General features: G+C 63.4%; 11 protein-coding genes. 7 read left to right on the top strand and 4 right to left on the bottom strand.

Annotation, left to right across the window (positions count from 1 at the left end; all coding sequences use genetic code 11):
- Positions 1–54 precede the first annotated feature (54 nt).
- The 7 genes from glnT (at position 55) to NKJ00_RS02315 (ending at position 11,158) form a co-directional block, all read left to right on the top strand.
- Complete coding sequence (glnT, locus tag NKJ00_RS02345) at positions 55–1,362, top strand: type III glutamate--ammonia ligase (RefSeq protein WP_352440034.1); 1,308 nt, start codon at positions 55–57, stop codon at positions 1,360–1,362.
- Positions 1,363–1,398: 36 nt separating this feature from the next.
- On the top strand, positions 1,399–2,652 hold the full coding sequence (locus NKJ00_RS02340; protein ID WP_127270293.1) for a sarcosine oxidase subunit beta family protein: 1,254 nt from the start codon (positions 1,399–1,401) through the stop codon (positions 2,650–2,652).
- A 17-nt stretch (positions 2,653–2,669) separates the two neighbouring features.
- Positions 2,670–2,945, top strand: a complete 276-nt coding sequence (locus NKJ00_RS02335; RefSeq protein WP_352440035.1) for a sarcosine oxidase subunit delta — start codon at positions 2,670–2,672, stop codon at positions 2,943–2,945.
- Positions 2,945–5,926, top strand: coding sequence for a sarcosine oxidase subunit alpha (locus tag NKJ00_RS02330; RefSeq protein WP_352440036.1), 2,982 nt, complete (start codon positions 2,945–2,947; stop codon positions 5,924–5,926). Before NKJ00_RS02335 ends, NKJ00_RS02330 begins: the two co-directional genes overlap by 1 nt.
- Positions 5,919–6,548: a sarcosine oxidase subunit gamma gene (locus NKJ00_RS02325; RefSeq protein WP_023808744.1), complete on the top strand. Its 630-nt coding sequence runs from the start codon at positions 5,919–5,921 to the stop codon at positions 6,546–6,548. The genes NKJ00_RS02330 and NKJ00_RS02325 overlap by 8 nt, the downstream gene beginning before the upstream one ends.
- A gap of 142 nt (positions 6,549–6,690) precedes the next feature.
- Positions 6,691–9,060, top strand: a complete 2,370-nt coding sequence (locus NKJ00_RS02320; protein WP_352440037.1) for a trimethylamine N-oxide demethylase — start codon at positions 6,691–6,693, stop codon at positions 9,058–9,060.
- Positions 9,061–9,448: 388 nt separating this feature from the next.
- Entirely contained in the window at positions 9,449–11,158 is a 1,710-nt protein-coding gene (locus NKJ00_RS02315) for a trimethylamine N-oxide permease (RefSeq protein ID WP_352628553.1), read from the top strand.
- A gap of 68 nt (positions 11,159–11,226) precedes the next feature.
- Here NKJ00_RS02315 and NKJ00_RS02310 read toward each other — a convergent pair whose 3' ends face one another.
- From NKJ00_RS02310 to NKJ00_RS02295, 4 genes are all read right to left on the bottom strand, one after another.
- Positions 11,227–14,373 (bottom strand): efflux RND transporter permease subunit, encoded by a 3,147-nt coding sequence (locus tag NKJ00_RS02310; protein ID WP_352628552.1) that lies wholly within the window; start codon positions 14,371–14,373, stop codon positions 11,227–11,229.
- Positions 14,374–14,572: 199 nt separating this feature from the next.
- The gene (locus tag NKJ00_RS02305; RefSeq protein ID WP_352628549.1) at positions 14,573–15,724 is read right to left on the bottom strand and encodes an efflux RND transporter periplasmic adaptor subunit; all 1,152 of its coding nucleotides are present in this window, start codon (positions 15,722–15,724) and stop codon (positions 14,573–14,575) included.
- A 56-nt stretch (positions 15,725–15,780) separates the two neighbouring features.
- Complete coding sequence (locus NKJ00_RS02300; protein WP_352609368.1) at positions 15,781–16,386, bottom strand: TetR/AcrR family transcriptional regulator; 606 nt, start codon at positions 16,384–16,386, stop codon at positions 15,781–15,783.
- Between the two features lie 185 nt (positions 16,387–16,571).
- Positions 16,572–18,212, bottom strand: coding sequence for an acyl-CoA synthetase (locus NKJ00_RS02295; protein ID WP_352628547.1), 1,641 nt, complete (start codon positions 18,210–18,212; stop codon positions 16,572–16,574).
- Positions 18,213–18,310: the final 98 nt, after the last annotated feature.

Genomic DNA, 18,310 nt, shown 5'->3' with positions numbered 1-18,310 from the left:
GGGCCGAAGCCCACACGCTCTGGGGCCACAATCGACAAAAAATGGGGAACTTCCGTGACAGTTGATCTTGCTGAATTCGCAAGGGCGAAAAACGTCAAATATTTCATGATTTCCTACACTGACCTGTTCAGTGGCCAGCGTGCCAAGCTGGTGCCGGCGCAAGCCATCGCCGACATGCAGAAGGATGGCGCCGGCTTTGCCGGTTTCGCCACCTGGCTTGATCTGACGCCAGCGCATCCCGACATGCTGGCGGTTCCGGATCCGGATTCGGTGATCCAGCTGCCGTGGAAGCCTGAGGTCGCCTGGGTCGCGGCCAACTGCATCATGGACGACAAGGAGGTCGACCAGGCGCCGCGCAACACGCTGAAGCGGCTGATCGCGGAGGCCGCCAGCGACGGCATGCATGTCAAGACCGGCGTCGAGGCCGAGTTCTTCCTGATCTCGCCGGACGGCAAGACGATTTCCGACGAATACGACACGGCCTCAAAGCCCTGCTACGACCAGCAAGCTGTGATGCGCCGCTATGACGTCATCGCCGAGATCTGCGACCACATGCTGGCGCTCGGCTGGGGCGCCTACCAGAACGACCACGAGGATGCCAACGGCCAATTCGAGATGAACTGGGCCTTCGACGACGCGCTGGCGACCGCCGACAAGCACTCGTTCTTCAAATTCATGGTCAAGTCGATCGCCGAGAAGCACGGCCTGCGCGCGACGTTCATGCCCAAACCCTTCCAGGGCCTGACCGGCAATGGCTGCCATGCCCATATCTCGGTCTGGGACAAATCGGGCAAGACCAACGTCTTCGCCGACAATGCGATGGAGCTTGGCCTGTCGGCCAAGGGCCGGAATTTCCTCGGCGGCATCATGAAGCATGCTTCCGCGCTTGCCGCGATCACCAACCCGACGGTCAATTCCTACAAGCGCATCAATGCGCCGCGCACCATTTCGGGCGCCACCTGGGCGCCGAACACGGTGACCTGGACCGGCAACAACCGCACCCACATGGTGCGCGTGCCCGGCCCCGGCCGCTTCGAACTGCGGCTGCCGGATGGTGCTGCCAACCCTTATCTGCTGCAGGCGGTTATCATCGCCGCCGGCCTCGACGGCATCCGCTCGAAGGCAGATCCCGGCAAGCGCTACGACATCGACATGTACCAGCATGGGCACACGGTGAAGGGCGCGCCAAAACTGCCGCTCAATCTGCTCGACGCGCTGCGCGAGTTCGACAAGGACAAATCGCTCAAGGCGGCGCTGGGTGAGGAATTCTCGTCGGCCTACCTAAAGCTGAAGCACCAGGAATGGAATTCCTATGCTTCGCACTTCACGCAATGGGAGCGCGACCACACGCTGGATATCTGACCACCAGCGCGGTGCGAGCGACCTCGGAATGAACGTATGAAATATTCGATCTTTTCGCTCGCCCGTGCTGCCCTGTCCGGCCACAAGAATTGGCAACGCACCTGGCGCGACGCCACGCCGAAGGACCGCTACGATGTGGTGATCATCGGCGGTGGCGGCCATGGCCTTGCCACCGCCTGGTTTCTCGCCAGCGAGTACGGCATCAAGAATGTTGCCGTGCTCGAAAAAGGCTGGATCGGCTCCGGCAATGCCGGCCGCAACACCACCATCATCCGCTCCAATTACGGCCTGCCAGGCAATACCGGCTTTTACGAATTGTCGATGAAGCTGTGGGAGCGGATGGAGCAGGACCTCAACTACAATGCAATGGTCAGCCAGCGCGGCGTCATCAACCTCTACCACTCCGACGCACAGCGCGACGCTTATGCGCGGCGCGGCAACACCATGCGTATCAACGGCATCGACGCCGAACTGCTCGACCTCGCTGCCGTCAAGAAGATGATACCGTTCCTGAACTTCGACAATGCGCGCTTTCCCGTGCAAGGCGGGCTGTTGCAGCGACGCGGCGGCACGGCGCGGCACGATGCTGTTGTCTGGGGCTATGCGCATGCGGCGAGCGAACTCGGCGTCGACATCATCCAGAATTGCGAAGTCACCGGCTTCGTCAGGGACGCCAATGGCAAGGTGACCGGCGTCGAGACGTCGCGCGGCAAGATCGGCGCCGGCAAGGTCGGTATGGCTGTTGCCGGAAGTTCATCGCGCGTCGCGGCGATGGCCGGCCTGCGCCTGCCCATCGAAAGCCATGTGCTGCAGGCCTTCGTCTCCGAGGCGATCAAGCCGCTCATCCCTGGTGTCATGACCTTCGGCGCCGGCCATTTCTACGTCAGCCAGTCCGACAAGGGCGGGCTGGTGTTCGGCGGCGACATAGACGGCTACAATTCCTATGCCCAGCGCGGCAATATGCCTGTCATGGAGGACGTCTGCGAGGGCGGCATGGCGCTGATGCCGATGATCGGCCGCGTGCGCTTGCTGCGCCAGTGGGGCGGCATCATGGACATGTCGATGGACGGTTCGCCGATCATCGACAAGACGCCGGTCGACGGGCTCTATCTCAACGCCGGCTGGTGCTATGGCGGCTTCAAGGCGACGCCGGGCTCCGGCTTCGTCTTTGCCCATCTTCTTGCGCGCGACGAATCGCACGAAGAAGCCGCGCGGTTCCGCCTCGACCGGTTCCGGACTGGCGCCATGATCGACGAAAAGGGCCAGGGCGCCCAACCGAACCTGCATTGAAGGCGGTCTAGAACAGCATGCGCATTGTCTGTCCCTTCTGCGGTGAACGCGAACTCGGCGAGTTCACCTATCTCGGCGACGCCAAGCCTGTGCGGCCCGAAGCCGGCGCCTCGGAAGACGAGGTCTTCGACTATGTCTATCTGCGCGACAATGTCGCCGGACAGACCAGCGAACACTGGTACCATGGCGGGGGTTGCCGGGCCTGGCTGAAGGTCACCCGCAACACGCTGACGCACGAGATTTCCGCCGTTGAGCCGGCGGCGGGTGCCGGCGCCGCGAAAGTCGGTGCGTGATGGCCGGCGCGCAGACACACCGGCTCGGCAATGGCGGTCTCATCGACCGGTCGGCGCCGCTGAACTTCCGCTTCGACGGCAAGGCTTTCTCCGGCTTCCAGGGCGACACGCTGGCCTCGGCGCTGATCGCCAATGGCGTCAAGCTGGTCGGCCGCTCGTTCAAATACCATCGCCCGCGCGGTATTCTCACCGCCGGTTCGGAAGAACCCAACGCATTGGTCGAGTTGCGCACGGGTGCACGGCGCGAGCCGAACACCAAGGCCACCACGGCCGAGCTTTATGAAGGGCTTGAAGCCGCGAGCCAGAACCGCTGGCCATCGCTGCGCCACGATATGATGTCGGTCAACCAGTTGTTCGCGCCGATCTTCGTCGCCGGCTTCTACTACAAGACCTTCATGTGGCCGGCGAAATTCTGGGAAGCAATCTACGAGCCGGCGATCCGTCGCGCCGCCGGCCTTGGCCGCGCCGCAGGCGTCGCCGATCCGGACCACTACGACAAGGCATGGGCGCATTGCGATGTGCTGATCGCCGGTTCAGGCCCGGCCGGTTTGGCCGCGGCATTGGCAGCCGGCCGCGCTGGTGCCCGCGTCATCCTGTGCGAAGAGGATTTTGTCCCCGGCGGCCGCCTGCTGTCGGATGACGGCACGATCGATGGTGTGCCGGCAGCCGAATGGCTGTCGCGGACGCTGGCTGAACTGGCTGATATGCCGGACGTCCGCATCATGACCCGCACGGCACTATTCGGCGTCTACGATGGCGGTACCTATGGCGCGATCGAGCGAGTCAACGACCACCTGCCCTCGCCGCCCGAGCATCAGGTGCGCCAGCGGCTGTGGCGGATCGTGGCCAAGCGCTGCGTTGTCGCGGCCGGCGCCATCGAACGGCCGATCGTCTTTGCCGGCAACGACACGCCCGGTGTGATGATGGCGTCCGCCATGCGCACCTATGTCGCGCGCTATGCGGCGACACCGGCGAAGCGCCTCGCGCTGTTCACCAACAATGAGGATGGCTGGCGCACTGTCGAGACGGCACTCGGTGCCGGTCTGCAGATCGCGGCGGTCATCGATGCACGGTCCGAAGTATCGCCGGCGCATCGTTCGCTGGCCTCCAAGGGCGGCTTCCCGGTGCTGCACGGTTCCGTCAGTGGCGTCGATGGCGGCAAGGATGGGGTCAGGAAAATCGCGGTGTCGCTGACCGGCGGCGCGCGCGCCGAAGTCGAAGCCGACGGGCTCGCCGTCTCGGGCGGCTGGAACCCGGCGGTTGGGCTGACCTCCTATCATCGCGGCCGGCCGAAATGGCGTGACGACATTGCCGCCTTCGTGCCCGACGGCGCGCCCTCCGGCATGGTCGCCGCCGGCGCCGCCAATGGCGATTTCGGGCTCGGCGCCTGCCTGAGCCAGGGATTTGCCGCCGGCGCGGCAGCGGCGCGTGACACGGGACATAGCGGCACAGTGGGTACCGCGCCTTTCGCCGACGACGAGGCATTCTCGCTGACGCCGCTCTGGCACGTCGCCGGCAAGGGCAAGGCTTTTGTCGATTACCAGCACGACGTCACCGCCTCTGACATCGAACTGGCGCAACGCGAAGGCTTTGAATCCGTCGAACACCTGAAGCGCTACACGACGCTCGGCATGGCCACCGACCAGGGCAAGACCTCTAATGTCGCCGGCCTTGCCATCATGGCCGCGGTCAGCGGCCGTTCGATCCCCGAGACCGGCACGACGATCTACCGGCCGCCTTACGTGCCGGTCGCCATCGGCGCCTTCGCCGGCCATCACCGCGACGAGACGTTCCATGCGACGCGGCTGACGCCGTCGCACCACTGGGCCGTGGAACAAGGTGCTGTCTTCGTCGACACCGGCCTGTGGAAGCGGGCACAGTGGTACCCCCGCGCGGGCGAGAAGGACTGGCTGGAATCGGTGACCCGCGAGGTCAAGGCGGTGCGCGGTGGCGTCGGCTTCTGCGATGTCTCGACGCTCGGCAAGATCGACGTGCACGGCCCCGATGCCGGCGCCTTCCTGGATCGCGTCTACATCAACACCTTCTCCAGCCTCGCAGTTGGCAAGGCGCGCTATGGGCTGATGCTGCGCGAGGACGGCATCGTCTATGACGACGGCACGACGTCGCGGCTGGCCGAGGACCATTATTTCCTGACCACCACCACGGCCAAGGCCGGGCTGGTGATGCAGCATCTCGAATTCTGCCGCCAGGTGCTGTTCCCGGAGCTCGACGTGCAGCTCACTTCCGTCTCCGACCAGTGGGCGCAATTCTCGATCGCCGGGCCGAAGACACGCGACCTGCTGAGGGAAATCGTCGATCCGACCGAGGACCTTTCCAACGAAGGCTTTCCATTCATGGGCGCGCGCGAAGTAGCACTTCGCGGGGGCCTGAGGGCAAGGCTGTTCCGCATCTCGTTCTCAGGCGAGATGGCTTTCGAGATTTCGGTGCCGGCGCGCTTTGGCGATGCCATGGCGCGCAATTTGATGCTGGCCGGAGCGCCATTCGGCGTGACGCCTTACGGCACCGAGGCGCTCGGTGTCATGCGCGTTGAAAAGGGTCACGTCGCCGGACCGGAACTGAGCGGCACGACGACAGCCGCCGATCTTGGCCTCGGCAAAATGATGTCGACCAAGAAGGATTTCATCGGCCGCGTGATGGCCGGACGCGAGGCACTGATCGCCCCGGATCGCCAGGTCGTGGTCGGCATCAAGCCGACCGACAAGGGCCGCCGCTTGCGCTCTGGCGCGCACATCATCCCGAAGGGTCAGACGCCCGGCCCCGGCAACGACCAGGGCTATGTCACCTCGGTCTGCTTCTCGCCGACGTTGGATCAGTGGATCGGGCTCGCGCTTGTCGAACGCGGCCGCGAGCGCATCGGCGAGATCGTCCACGCGCACGATCCATTGCGCGGCGAAGACTACGATGTCGAACTCTGCAATCCCGTCTTCTACGATCCGGATGGAGGGCGTCAGCGTGGTTGATTTTTCCTGGACTCCCCGCAGTCCGCTTGAAAAAGCGCTTGTCACCGGTGCGCATGGTGCACGCGGTATCGAGGCTGGCGTCTCGCTGACCGAGGTTCGCAATTTTGATCCGATCCAGGTGATGGCGCGGCGCGGCAAAGGAGCCGAACTGGCAAAGGCGACTAGGACCCGCTTCGGCATCGCGGCACCGGATGCGCCGAAGGCGGTACAAACTCCGGATGCCACGCTGATCTGGTCGGGGCCGGATCAGTTCTTGATCCTGTCGAAAAGTGGCAAGCACACGATGTGGACGCTGGCGCCGGCATTCACCGGTCCCGCTTCGCTATCGGACCAGTCGCATGCACGCGCGTTGATCAGCGTTTCCGGAATCCAGGCGCGCGCCATGCTCGCCAAGCTGTCGTCGATCGACCTGCATGCCGCCTCGTTTCCGATTGGTGCCGCTGCTGCGACGTCGATGGACCACACCAGCGTCACGCTCTGGCGCGGGAATGATCGGCCGGATGGCCTGGCGGTGTTCAACCTCCTGGTGTTCGCGACCTTTGCCGAAAGCCTTTGGCATACGATGCTCGACTCGGCTGCGGAGTACGGCGTTACGGTCAGCCATTCCGAGGATTTCGAATAGCGTTTGCGCGCGCCCCACCTTCTCCCTTGGGGGAGAAGGGAAGAAGTGCGCTTCGCCTTGCCAAACGCACGCGCACTGCTATTCTTACCGCTAAAATAATTTCACACACAGGCAAACTTGTTTCTCGAACCGCAAGGCTGAGATGAGCCAGTCGCCCTACCCCGCAATTGCCGCCGGACCGCCGCGGCCGAGCCTCATCCTGAGGCCCGGCCAGATCGCGCTGCCGCCGGGCATGGAGCGTTATACGATCCATGGCAATGGCGCGGTGCTCATCGATATCATGGCCGGCGACACGATCACCGTGCGCAATGTCGAGGGTGGCCAGGCCTGCGAGTTGCTGGCCTGGGACAGGACCGGCGCGACCGATCCCGGCATTTTCGGTGAAGCATCGGACAGCAACGCTGCCGGCATCAAGGCGCTGCTCATAGAGGACGACGACAGCCTCGCATCGCTACGGAGCGGGCTCGCGCGCCGGCAGGTGCAGCTTGACCATGCCAAGGCGGTGCGGGTGTTCGGCGCCACTACGCCTGCCGGTACAGAACAAACATTCACGGTCACGCGTGACGGCTCGATGCTGATTGCGGCCCCCGGCGGGCCGATGCTGGTCGACGGTCACGACACGGCGACGCCGCTGACCGCCATCGTTCGCCGCGCCACGATCCGCCCGGCGGCGAAATCGCTGTTGGCGGACCCGCTGGCCGACCCGGTGCTCGATTTGCGTGTCCATTCGGCGACGGCGGAGGCCTATTTCGTCAAGGCCGGTGACTATCTGCAGATCATCGATGTCGACGGCCGCCAGTGCACCGACTTCCAGTGCTTTTCGGCGCGCAAGCTGGACAGGGGACTGGATCATCCGCTCGACGTGACGACAACGCGCACGCTGATGGGTGCGAGCTACCCGATGCCCGGCCTGCATTCCAAATACTATGACCAGGACATGGAGCCGCTGGTCGAGGTGGTGCAGGACACATGCGGTCGGCACGACGCCTTCGCGCTCGCCTGCGCCGCCAAATATTACGACGACATCGGCTATCCCGGCCACACCAACTGCTCTGAGAACTTTAATCGCGCGTTGTTGGACAAAGGCGTCACGCCCCGCGCCGGCTGGATGGCGATCAACTTCTTCTTCAACACCGCGATCGACGCGCATGGCGTCATGGTGTCCGACGAGCCGTGGTCGCGGGCGGGCGACTACGTGCTGCTGCGGGCGCTCACCGACATCGTCTGCGTTTCCTCCGCCTGCCCCGACGACACGACGCCGGCCAATGGCTGGAACCCGACCGACATCCATGTGCGGACCTATTCCGGCCAGCACAAATTCTCGCGAGCGATCGCCAGACGCATGACGCCCGATTCGGAACCGAAAATGACCCGCGAGACAGCTTTTCATTCGAGCTTTGCCAAGCACACCCGCAACTTCGGCGAGTACAGGGGCTATTGGCTGGCCAATTCCTTCGCCAAGGACGGGCCGATCGCCGAATACTGGGCCTGCCGGCAGGACGCGGTGATCATGGACCTGTCGCCGCTGCGCAAGTTCGAGGTTACCGGTCCGGATTCCGAAGCGCTGCTGCAATACACGCTGACCCGCGAGGTCAAGAAGCTGGGCGTCGGCCAGGTGGTCTACTCGGCGATGTGCTACGAGCATGGCGGCATGGTCGACGACGGCACCCTGCTGCGGCTCGGCAAGGACAATTTCCGCTGGGTCGGCGGCGACGATCTGTCCGGCGAATGGCTGCGCGAGACGGCCGCCAAGCTGGGTCTCAACGTGCTGGTGCGCTCGTCGACCGACCAGATGCACAATGTCGCCGTGCAGGGTCCGAAGAGCCGCGACATCCTGCGAGAAGTGATCTGGACTTCGCCATTGCAGCCATCGATCGACGAACTCGAATGGTTCCGCTTCGCCGTCGCCCGCATTGGTGGCGGCAACGGCATTCCGGTCGTGGTCTCGCGCACCGGCTATACCGGCGAGCTCGGCTACGAGATCTGGTGCCATCCGCGCGACGCCGAAAAAGTGTTCGACGCCATCTGGGAAGCCGGCCAGTCGCATGGACTGAAGCCGATGGGGCTGCAGGCGCTGGACATGGTGCGCATCGAGGCCGGGCTGATCTTCGCCGGCTACGAATTCTCCGACCAGACCGACCCGTTCGAGGCCGGCATCGGCTTCACCGTGCCGCTGAAGAGCAAGACCGACGATTTCATCGGCCGCGAAGCGCTGATCCGCCGCAAGGAGCACCCGCAGACGAAGCTGGTCGGCCTCGACATCGAGGCCAATGTCGACGTCGGCCATGGCGATTGCGTGCATGTCGGCCGCGCCCAGATCGGCGTGGTCACGTCGGGCATGCGTTCTCCGATGCTGAACAAGACCATCGCGCTGGCCAGGCTCGACGTCACCCATTCAGCTGTCGGTACCGAGGTCGAGATCGGCAAGCTCGACGGCCATGCCAAGCGGCTGCCGGCGCGCGTCGTCGCCTTCGCCCACTACGATCCGCAAAAGACCAAACCACGCTCCTGACGGCCTTCCTCCCAAGACAGTGAGGCCGTGCGGGCAGTTCGTGATAGGAATTTTTTCTTGACCTGCTGAGGGCAGCTATGCTACATATTCGTCCATGGTGCTGATTTGCGCCGCGACCCGCCTCCGGCGGGTTTTTCGTTTCCAGACCCCTGGTCCTTTTCCGAACAATCCTGCCCGCCAGTGTGAAGCTGACATGTTTCGCAAGCGGGATGTGCACGGCGCGACAATTCGCTTGACCTGAAAGCGCGCCGGATCAATCTTCACTGTTAAGAAAAAAATACGACTGAGTGGAAACACCGGCAGTCGAACAATGCATGCGTCGATGGTGAAGCCTCGCGAAGCCGCGGCGGTCACGAACGGGGAACATCAAAATGGGGAACAAAGACATATGAGCACGATAGTGACTGTCCTGGAGCCGCTTGCCGAAGGCAAGTTGCACCGAAATATCGACTGGCGCGGCGCCTTCTGGGTGGCGAGCGGTGTGCCTGCCCTCGTCCTGTTCTCGATCGGCGGCATTGCCGGCACGACCGGCACGCTGGCCTTCGCGATCTGGATCTTCTCCATGATCATGGGCTTCCTGCAATCCTTCACCTATGCCGAAATCGCCGGCCTGTTTCCGAACAAGTCGGGCGGCGCGTCGATCTACGGCGCCACCGCATGGCTGCGCTATTCCAAGTTCATCGCGCCGCTGTCGGTGTGGTGCAACTGGTTCGCCTGGTCGCCGGTGCTATCGCTCGGCTGCTCGATCGCCGCCGCCTATATCCTCAACGCGTTGGCGCCGGTGCCGCTGTTCACCGATGCCTCGCCCGAAGTCGTCGCCTATATCGCCGCGCATGCCGGGACGAGTGCCGCCGAGGCCATCACGGCGGTGACCGCCGCGGCAACGCCGGTGATCCGCAACTGGACGCTCTACAGCCACACGCTGGGGCCGGTCTCGTTCACCCTCAACGCGACCTTCTTCATCGGTGCGGTGCTGATGCTGATCATCTTCGCCATCCAGCATCGCGGCATCCTCGGCACTGCCAACGTGCAGAAATATATCGGCCTGCTGGTCATCATTCCGATGCTGATCGTCGGCGTGGTGCCGATCGTCACCGGCCAGATCAACTGGGCGAATTTCTCGCCGCTGGTGCCGCTGGCGGCCGCCTATGCGCCCGAACCCGGCGCCTGGAACATTGCCGGCTGGACGCTGGTGCTTGGCGGCATGTTCATCGCCGCTTGGTCGACCTACGGTTTCGAGACCGCCGTCTGCTACACCTCGGAGTTCAAGAACCCGGGCACCGACACGTTCAAGGCGATCTTCTATTCCGGCCTTTTGTGCATGCTGCTGTTCATCCTGGTGCCGTTCACCTTCCAGGGCGTGCTTGGCCTCAACGGCATGCTGGCGACACCGATCGTCGACGGCTCCGGTGTCGCCGACGCGCTGGCCGGCATGGTCGGCGGCGGCGCACTGATCCACAGCCTCTTGGTGATGCTGATGATCCTGGCTCTGGTTCTGTGCATCATGACCGCCATGGCAGGCTCTTCGCGCACGCTCTACCAGGGCTCGGTCGATGGCTGGCTGCCGCGCTATCTCAGCCATGTCAACGAACATGGCGCGCCGACGCGGGCAATGTGGACCGATCTCGTCTTCAACCTGATCGTGCTGGCCATCGCCTCTGCCGACGCGACGAGCTTCTTCTTCATCCTCGCCGTGTCGAACTGCGGCTATATCATCTTCAACTTCCTCAACCTCAACGCCGGCTGGATCCACCGCATCGACAACGGCCATATCGCCCGGCCCTGGAAAGCACCGAGCTGGTTGCTCGGCGTCGGCGCGATCTTCGCCTATGTCAACATGATCTTCATGGGCGCCGGCGCCAAGGTGTGGAACCCGATGGCGCTGTGGGCCGGCCTGATCACCGCGGCCCTGATCATCCCGGTGTTCTGCTTCCGCCACTATATCCAGGACAAGGGCAAGTTCCCCGACCACATGCTGGCCGATCTCGGCATGACGGGGGCCGACCTCTCGGTCAAAAAGGCGGGGATGCTGCCTTATCTGACGCTGGTCGCCGGCGTGGTGGTGATGCTGCTCGCCAACTGGTTCTTCGTCATCTGACCTCGTAAAAGTGAAAAGGACCGGGCGCGCTTCGGCGCGTCCGATCCTTTTCGACTGGCGTGATCGATCTATTCGGCGGCCAGCGCCAGTTGCGGCTTTTCGGCTTCCTGGCTCAGTTCCAGATCGTCCGTCCGCCCCTCCGCCCCGCGCTTCTTCGGCTCCCGGCCGAAGAACAGGGCGTAACCGGCCGGCAGGACCAGGATGGTCAGCACCGTGGCAACGAGGATGCCGCCCATCATGGCGTAGGCGAGCGGACCCCAGAAGACGCCGCGCGAGATCGGGATCAGCGCCAGCACCGCCGTCAGCGCCGTCAGCGTGATCGGCCGGAAACGGCGAACGGCCGAACCGATGATCGCCTCGTAGCGGTCCATGCCCGCGGCGATGTCCTGGTCGATCTGGTCGACCAGGATGATCGAGTTGCGCATAATGATGCCGAGCAGCGCGATGACGCCGAGAATGGCGACGAAGCCGAACGGCGCGCCGCTGATCAAGAGTGCCGCGGCAGCACCGATAATGCCAAGCGGACCGGTCGCCAGCACCAGCATCGCCTTGCCGAAGTTCTGCAGCTGGATCATCAAAAGCACGACGATGACGGCCAGCATGATCGGCGCCTTGGCGGCGATCGAAGCTTGGCTTTCCGCCGAATCCTCCGCACCGCCCTGGATCTCGACCTTGTAGCCGGGCGCCAATCCGTCACGCAGGCCCTGCATATCCTTGTACAGTTTGGTGACGACGTCATTGGACTGCACGCCGTCGGGCAGCGTTGCCCGCACACTGATGGTCGGCAGACGGTCGCGGCGCCACTCGATGCCTTGCTCCAGCACCGGCACCACCTTGGCAACCTGCGACAGCGGCACGAAGCCACCGAAGTCGGTCGGGATATAGACCGAGTCGACCGAGGACAGCAGGCTGCGGCTGGCATCCGGCTCGCGGGCGACGATGGACACCGTCTCCTCGCCGTCGCGGAAGTCGTCGAGCGGCGCGCCGGACATCGCCGCCTGCAGCATCTGGCGGATGCGCTGCGAGGTGACGCCGAGTGCGCGGGCACGATCCTGGTCGATGACCAGCTTCATCGCCGGAACCGGCTCCAGCCAGTCATCATGCACGGCGCCAAGCAGCGGATCCTCGCGGAACTTCGCCTTCACCTGGTCGGCGATGCGGCGCACCTCCTGGCGATCCGGCCCCATGACGCGCATCTGCACCGGCCAGCCGGTCGGCGGGCCGAGGAACAGACGATCGACTTTGGCACGGATGGATGGGAAGTCTTGCGCCAGGACGGTGCGCAACTTGGCGATCAGCCGTTCGCGGGCCGGTTCGTCATTAGCCATGACGAGCAGCTGGGCGAAGTTGGGGTTGCTCAGCTGCTGGTCGAGCGGCAGGAAGAAGCGCGGCGCGCCTTCGCCGATATAGGTGGCGATGAAACGCTTGTCCTTGTCGTCCATCATCTTGGTTTCGAGCGCCTTGGCCTGCGCCTCGACTTCCTTGATGCTGGTGCCTTCCGGCAGCCAAAGGTCGACAAGGATTTCCGGCCGCGACGATTGCGGGAAGAAGTTCTGCGGAATGAACTGGAAAGCCCACAGGCTGGTGCCGAAGGTGACCAGCGTCATCACCAGGACGATGATGCGATGGCGCACGGCCCAGCTGACGGTAGCACGAAGCCGGCGGTAGAAACGTGTGTCGAAGACATCGTGATGGCTGCCGGCATGCTTGCGCTGCTTGAGGATCATGTTGCCGAGCCATGGCGTGAAATAGACCGCGACGAACCAGGAGACGATCAGCGCGATGCCGACGACATAGAACAGGGTGCGGACATATTCGCCGGCGGTCGAGGCCGCGAAGCCGACCGGAATGAAGCCGGCTGTGGTGATCAGCGTGCCGGTCAGCATCGGGAAGGCGGTCGAGGAATAGGCGAAGCTCGCCGCCTCGACCTTGACCATCCCCTCCTCCAGCTTGCGCTCCATCATCTCGACGACGATCATCGCGTCGTCGACCAGAAGACCGAGCGCGATGATCAGCGCGCCGAGCGAGATGCGCTGCAGGTCGATGCCGAGTTCGTACATGATGGCGAAGGTCGCAGCCAGCACCAGCGGGATGGCGATGGCGATGACCAGGCCGGAACGCCAGCCTATCGACAGGAACGAGACGACGAGCACGATCAGCAGCGCTTCGCCAAGCGCATGCATGAACTCGGCCACCGCATCGGTGACGACGCCGGGCTGGTCGGAGATCTGGTCGACCGCAACGCCGTAGGGCAGCGCCTCTTCGAAGCGCTTGTAGGTGGCCTCGACATCCTTGCCGACGTCGGTAACCTTGAAGCCCTTGGCCATGACGACGCCCAACTGCACGCTGTCGTGACCGTTAAAGCGGTATTTGCGCTGGAACGGATCTTCCAGCCCCGAGGTCACCGTGGCGATGTCGCCCAGCCTTGTGACCTGTCCGCCGGCGCGCAGGCGCAGGTTCCGGATATCCTCGACCTTGCCGACATCGCCCTCGACGGAGATGCGTACCGAGTTGGTGCCGGTATCGACGGAGCCGGCCGGGTCGACATTGTTCTGTCCCTTGATCGCATTCTGCAGATCGGTCAGCGTCAGGCCGCGTTCGGCCAGGGCCTTGGACGAGACGTCGATATAGAGCTTTTCCGGCTGGTCGCCGATGATGACGGCCTTCTCGACGCCAGGCGTCGTCAAAAGCATGTCGCGCGCCTGGATGGCGAACTTCTTCAGCTCGGGATAGCTGAAGCCATCGCCGCTGATCGAATGCAGCGTGATGAAGGTGTCGCCGAACTCGTCGTTGAAATAGGGGCCGAGCAGACCTTGCGGCAAGTCACCGGCAATGTCACCGACCTTCTTGCGCACCTGGTAGAAAGCGTCCGTCACCTCGGCGGTGTTGGTGTCGCCCTTGATCTGCACAGTGATGATGGCGCTGCCGGCGCGGGTGAAGGAGCGCACGAAATCGAGATGCGGCGTTTCCTGCAGCTTGCGTTCGATCTTGTTGACGACCTGGTCTTCCATCTCCTTGATCGAGGAGCCCGGCCAGATCGCCTGGACGACCATGATCCGGAAGGTGAAATCGGGATCTTCCTTCTGGCCCATACGCATCAGGCCGAGCGCGCCGGAAATGATGATCAGGCCGAACAGGAACCGCGCAATGGCGGGATGGCCGATTGCCCAGCGCGACAGGTTGAAGGGCCGCTTCTCTTCCGTGGAATTGGTCATCGACGCTGGTCCATCTATCTAGCGCAACAAAATCGAGGGTTCGTAGTGGCTTCCGGGCGGCAAGGCTCTCCGAGAGGAGAAACGCTCATCGCGGTGGGACGCGAAATCGACGTGGGGGTTACATCAATCGAGCGTCTCGGTCGGGCGCCTGCCGCCCGGAAACCAGCGACTGCGGGAACGCGCAGCCGGTTGTCTGTCGTCAGCGCACCTGCTTGGCGTCGCCGTCTGCCGCGGATGCCGATTGCAGCGCCGTCTCACCGGCGAGCTTCACCTTCAGGTTTTCGGTCATGAATTGCGTGCCGGCGGCGACCACGACATCGCCGGGGTTCAAACCCTCTGCGACACGCACCCCATCGGCGGCGAATTCGGCGACCTTGATCGGACGGGCATGAACGGTGTCGGCGCCACGATTGACGGTCCAGACGATCGATTGCGTGCCTTGCTCGGCCAGTGCGCTCAGCGGGATCGAGACCAGCTGCCGCTCATTGGCCGCCGAGGCTTCGATGCTGGCGGTCATGCCGAGCAGCACACGCGGATCGTTGGGCAGGCTGACGCGGACGGCAAAGGTGCGTGACTGCGGATCGGCGCTGCCGGCGACTTCGCGGACCTTGCCATCGAGCGCCAGCGCATCGTCGGACCAGAAGCCCGCCTTGACGGCCTTGCCCGGCTTGAATTCGGCGATTTCCATTTCGGGAACGGCGATCAGCACTTCCTTTTCGCCGTCGACGGCGACAGTGACAACCGGCGTGCCGGAACCGACCACCTGGCCGACGTCGGCGCTGACCGTGGTGACGATGCCATCCCTGTCGGCCTTGAGATCGGTATAACCGACCTGGTTCTTCGCCTGAGCAAGTGTCGAAAGGGCGGAATCACGGGTGGCGACCGCTTGGTCATAGGTCAAGGTCGCCTGTTCGAGTTGTGATTTCGGGGCAAAATTCTTGGCAAAAAGCTGCTCGGCACGCTTGCGGGCAAGCTCCACGGTCTCGACCTGCCGCTCGGCGGCATCGAGCGCTGCCTGCGCGCTCTTGACCGAAAGGTCGTAGTCAATGGGATCGATGCGGGCGAGCACATCGCCCGAGGCCACATGCTGGCCGATGTCGACGAGGCGCTCGGTGATCTTGCCATTGACGCGAAACGCCAGAGCGCTCTCGGTGCGGGCCCGCACCGACCCGGAATATGAGAGCATGCGGGTGTCATGCGCCTTCGCGATCTCGACAACCTTGACCGGGCGGATGATATCCTTGACTTCGGCTTTTTCCTGGCTGCAGCCGGCAAGCCCGAGAGTGGCGGTGACAAGCAGCACCGGGCCTACAGCCGGCAACCTGCTGATGATTGAACTGAACGAAGACACGCGCGTACTCCCGAAATGGAGATGAATCGTTGAAACCGGCGCCCGGCGGGCGGAGGCTACTTCAAGGCCTTGATTGCATAGTCGATGAGGTCGTGAGGCATTGCCCGGTTGGTCTTGGCAAGGCATTGCGCCACCATCTGCGGATGACACAGGATGACGGTCGCAGCGCCGAAGCAGCGCGACGCGGTCACCGGGTCCTGTTGTCTGAACTCACCGGCCTCGATCCCGTCGCGGATCACCTCCGCAAACAGGTCGTGGATGCTGTCGACATGCTTGTCGATCACCCCCCAATCCCGTTCGAGGGCGACGATGACCATCTCGTGGACCTTCTGGTCGTCGAGCATGACCTCCATCGTCATCTTGTATTGCGCATGCACGTAACGCCGGAGCCGCTCCTCGGCGCTGATCGGCAGGCGCGAAATCTCGTAGGCCATCTTGTAGCTCGCGCCGAGCATCCGGCCGCAGACGGCCTGGTGGATTTCGACCTTGGAGGCGAAGAAACGGTAGATGTTGGCCGGCGACATGCCGAGCTCACGCGCAACGTCGGCGACATTGGTCTTGCCGTAGCCATAGTGCCGGAACAGGCGCTCGGCGCAATCAAGAATGCGCGTTACATTTTCCTGTCGGGCGGCTTCGGCGACTATGGTGGTGGCTTCGGACATGATCCACTGTCAATTTACGAGTGACGAATTTCGATTTTCATCACTCGTAAATTGAAAAGAGCGACCTGTCAACGCGGATTCGATGTACGCGTACGAATGGTGACAGATGGTGACAGTGACCGACGAAAGTCGCGGAGGCTTTGCCTAATCGCAAAAGTCGTAACTGGAGGAGAGAAGCGAGGAGCTTAAGTCCCCCTCGCCATCTCGCGCAACCGGAATTTCTGGATCTTGCCGGTCGAGGTCTTCGGGATTTCGGCGAAGGTGACCGCCTTCGGCACCTTGAACCGGGCAAGCAGCGCGCGGCAGTGATCGATGATCTCGGCTTCGGTCGCGACCTTGCCGGGCTTCAGCTCGACATAGGCAACAGGCACCTCGCCCCATTTGTCATCGGGCCTGGCGACGACGCCGCAAGAGGCAACCGACGGGTGCTTGTAGAGCGCGTCCTCGACCTCGATAGAGGAAATGTTCTCACCACCGGAGATGATGATGTCCTTGGAGCGGTCCTTGAGCTGGATGTAGCCATCGGGGTGCATGACGCCGAGATCGCCGGAATGGAACCAGCCGCCGGCGAAGGCTTTGTCGCTCGCCTTGCGGTTTTTCAGGTAGCCCTTCATGACGATGTTGCCGCGGAACATGACCTCGCCGATGGTCTCACCATCGGCCGGTGTCGTCCGCATCGTCTCGGGGTCCATGACCGTCAGGCCTTCGAGCGCTGCATAGCGCACGCCCTGCCGCGCCTTCCTGGCGCTGCGCTCACCCTTTTCGAGATCGTCCCAGGCGCCATGCCATTCGTTGACCACCGCCGGGCCATAGGTCTCGGTCAGGCCGTAGAGATGGGTGACGGCAAAGCCGGCATCCGCCATGCCGGACAGCACGGCTTCCGGTGGCGGAGCTGCCGCGGTGTTGAAGGTGACCGTTTGCGGGAATTCGCGCTTGTCCTCGTCTCTGGCATTGATCAGCACCGACATGACGACCGGGGCGCCGCAGAGATGGGTGACGCCGCGATCGGCAATCGCATCGTAGATCGGCTTCGGCCGCACCCAGCGCAGGCAGACATGGGTGCCGGCCTGAACAGCAAGCGTCCAGGGAAAGCACCAGCCATTGCAGTGGAACATCGGCAGCGTCCAGAGATAGACCGCGTGCTTGGCCATGCCGGCATGAATGGTGTTGGTGTAGGCCATCAGCGCGGCACCGCGATGGTGGTAGACGACGCCCTTCGGATTGCCTGTCGTTCCGGAAGTGTAGTTGAGCGAGATGGCGTCCCACTCGTCGTCGGGCATCGACCAGGCGAAATCCTCGGCGCCGCCTGCAACAAACGCCTCATAGTCCAGCGTGCCAACCCGCTCGCCCTTCGGATACGGCGCGTCATCGGCGTATTCGGGATCGTCATAGTCGATGACCAGCGGCTTGACCTTGGTCAGTTCCAGGGCCTGCTTGACGACACTGGAGAATTCGCGGTCGACGATCAGCACCTTGGTCTCGGCATGATCGAGCTGGAAGGCGACGACCGCGGCATCGAGGCGAGTGTTGAGCGAATGCAGCACCGCTTTGGTCATCGGCACTCCGAAATGCGCCTCCAGCATCGGCGGCGTGTTTGACAGCATGACGGTGACGGTGTCGCCCTTGCCGATGCCGCGCCTGTCGAGCGCCGAGGCAAGCTTCAGCGAGCGCTGCCAGAAAGTGCGATAGTCGATGCGCTGGCGGCCATGGATGATGGCGATATGGTCGGGATAGGTCTTGGCCGCGCGCTCCAGATAGGTGAGCGGTGTCAACGGCTGATGGTTGGCCGCGTTCTTGTCGAGATCCTGTTCGTAAGGACTGCCCATCCCATGCTCCCCCGCGGTTTTCTTTCAGACGTTCTAATCGCAGGCTCGGGCCGCGTCACCACAAACGATGCCACGACAGAGCGCATTCGCCGCAATGA

The organism is Mesorhizobium sp. M0227, from assembly GCF_040321855.1.
Classification (GTDB): domain Bacteria; phylum Pseudomonadota; class Alphaproteobacteria; order Rhizobiales; family Rhizobiaceae; genus Mesorhizobium.
Note: the sequence above shows the minus strand (reverse complement) of the source record. Positions and strands in the feature narration are given on the sequence as shown.

What these genes read in the sequence shown, in the direction of transcription:
- NKJ00_RS02340 (WP_127270293.1), top strand. Translation starts at nt 1,399, where the DNA reads ATGAAATATTCGATCTTTTCGCTCGCCCGTGCTGCCCTGTCCGGCCAC.
- NKJ00_RS02335 (WP_352440035.1), top strand. Translation starts at nt 2,670, where the DNA reads ATGCGCATTGTCTGTCCCTTCTGCGGTGAACGCGAACTCGGCGAGTTC.
- NKJ00_RS02330 (WP_352440036.1), top strand. Translation starts at nt 2,945, where the DNA reads ATGGCCGGCGCGCAGACACACCGGCTCGGCAATGGCGGTCTCATCGAC.
- NKJ00_RS02320 (WP_352440037.1), top strand. Translation starts at nt 6,691, where the DNA reads ATGAGCCAGTCGCCCTACCCCGCAATTGCCGCCGGACCGCCGCGGCCG.
- NKJ00_RS02315 (WP_352628553.1), top strand. Translation starts at nt 9,449, where the DNA reads ATGAGCACGATAGTGACTGTCCTGGAGCCGCTTGCCGAAGGCAAGTTG.
- NKJ00_RS02310 (WP_352628552.1), bottom strand. Translation starts at nt 14,373, where the DNA reads ATGACCAATTCCACGGAAGAGAAGCGGCCCTTCAACCTGTCGCGCTGG.
- NKJ00_RS02300 (WP_352609368.1), bottom strand. Translation starts at nt 16,386, where the DNA reads ATGTCCGAAGCCACCACCATAGTCGCCGAAGCCGCCCGACAGGAAAAT.
- NKJ00_RS02295 (WP_352628547.1), bottom strand. Translation starts at nt 18,212, where the DNA reads ATGGGCAGTCCTTACGAACAGGATCTCGACAAGAACGCGGCCAACCAT.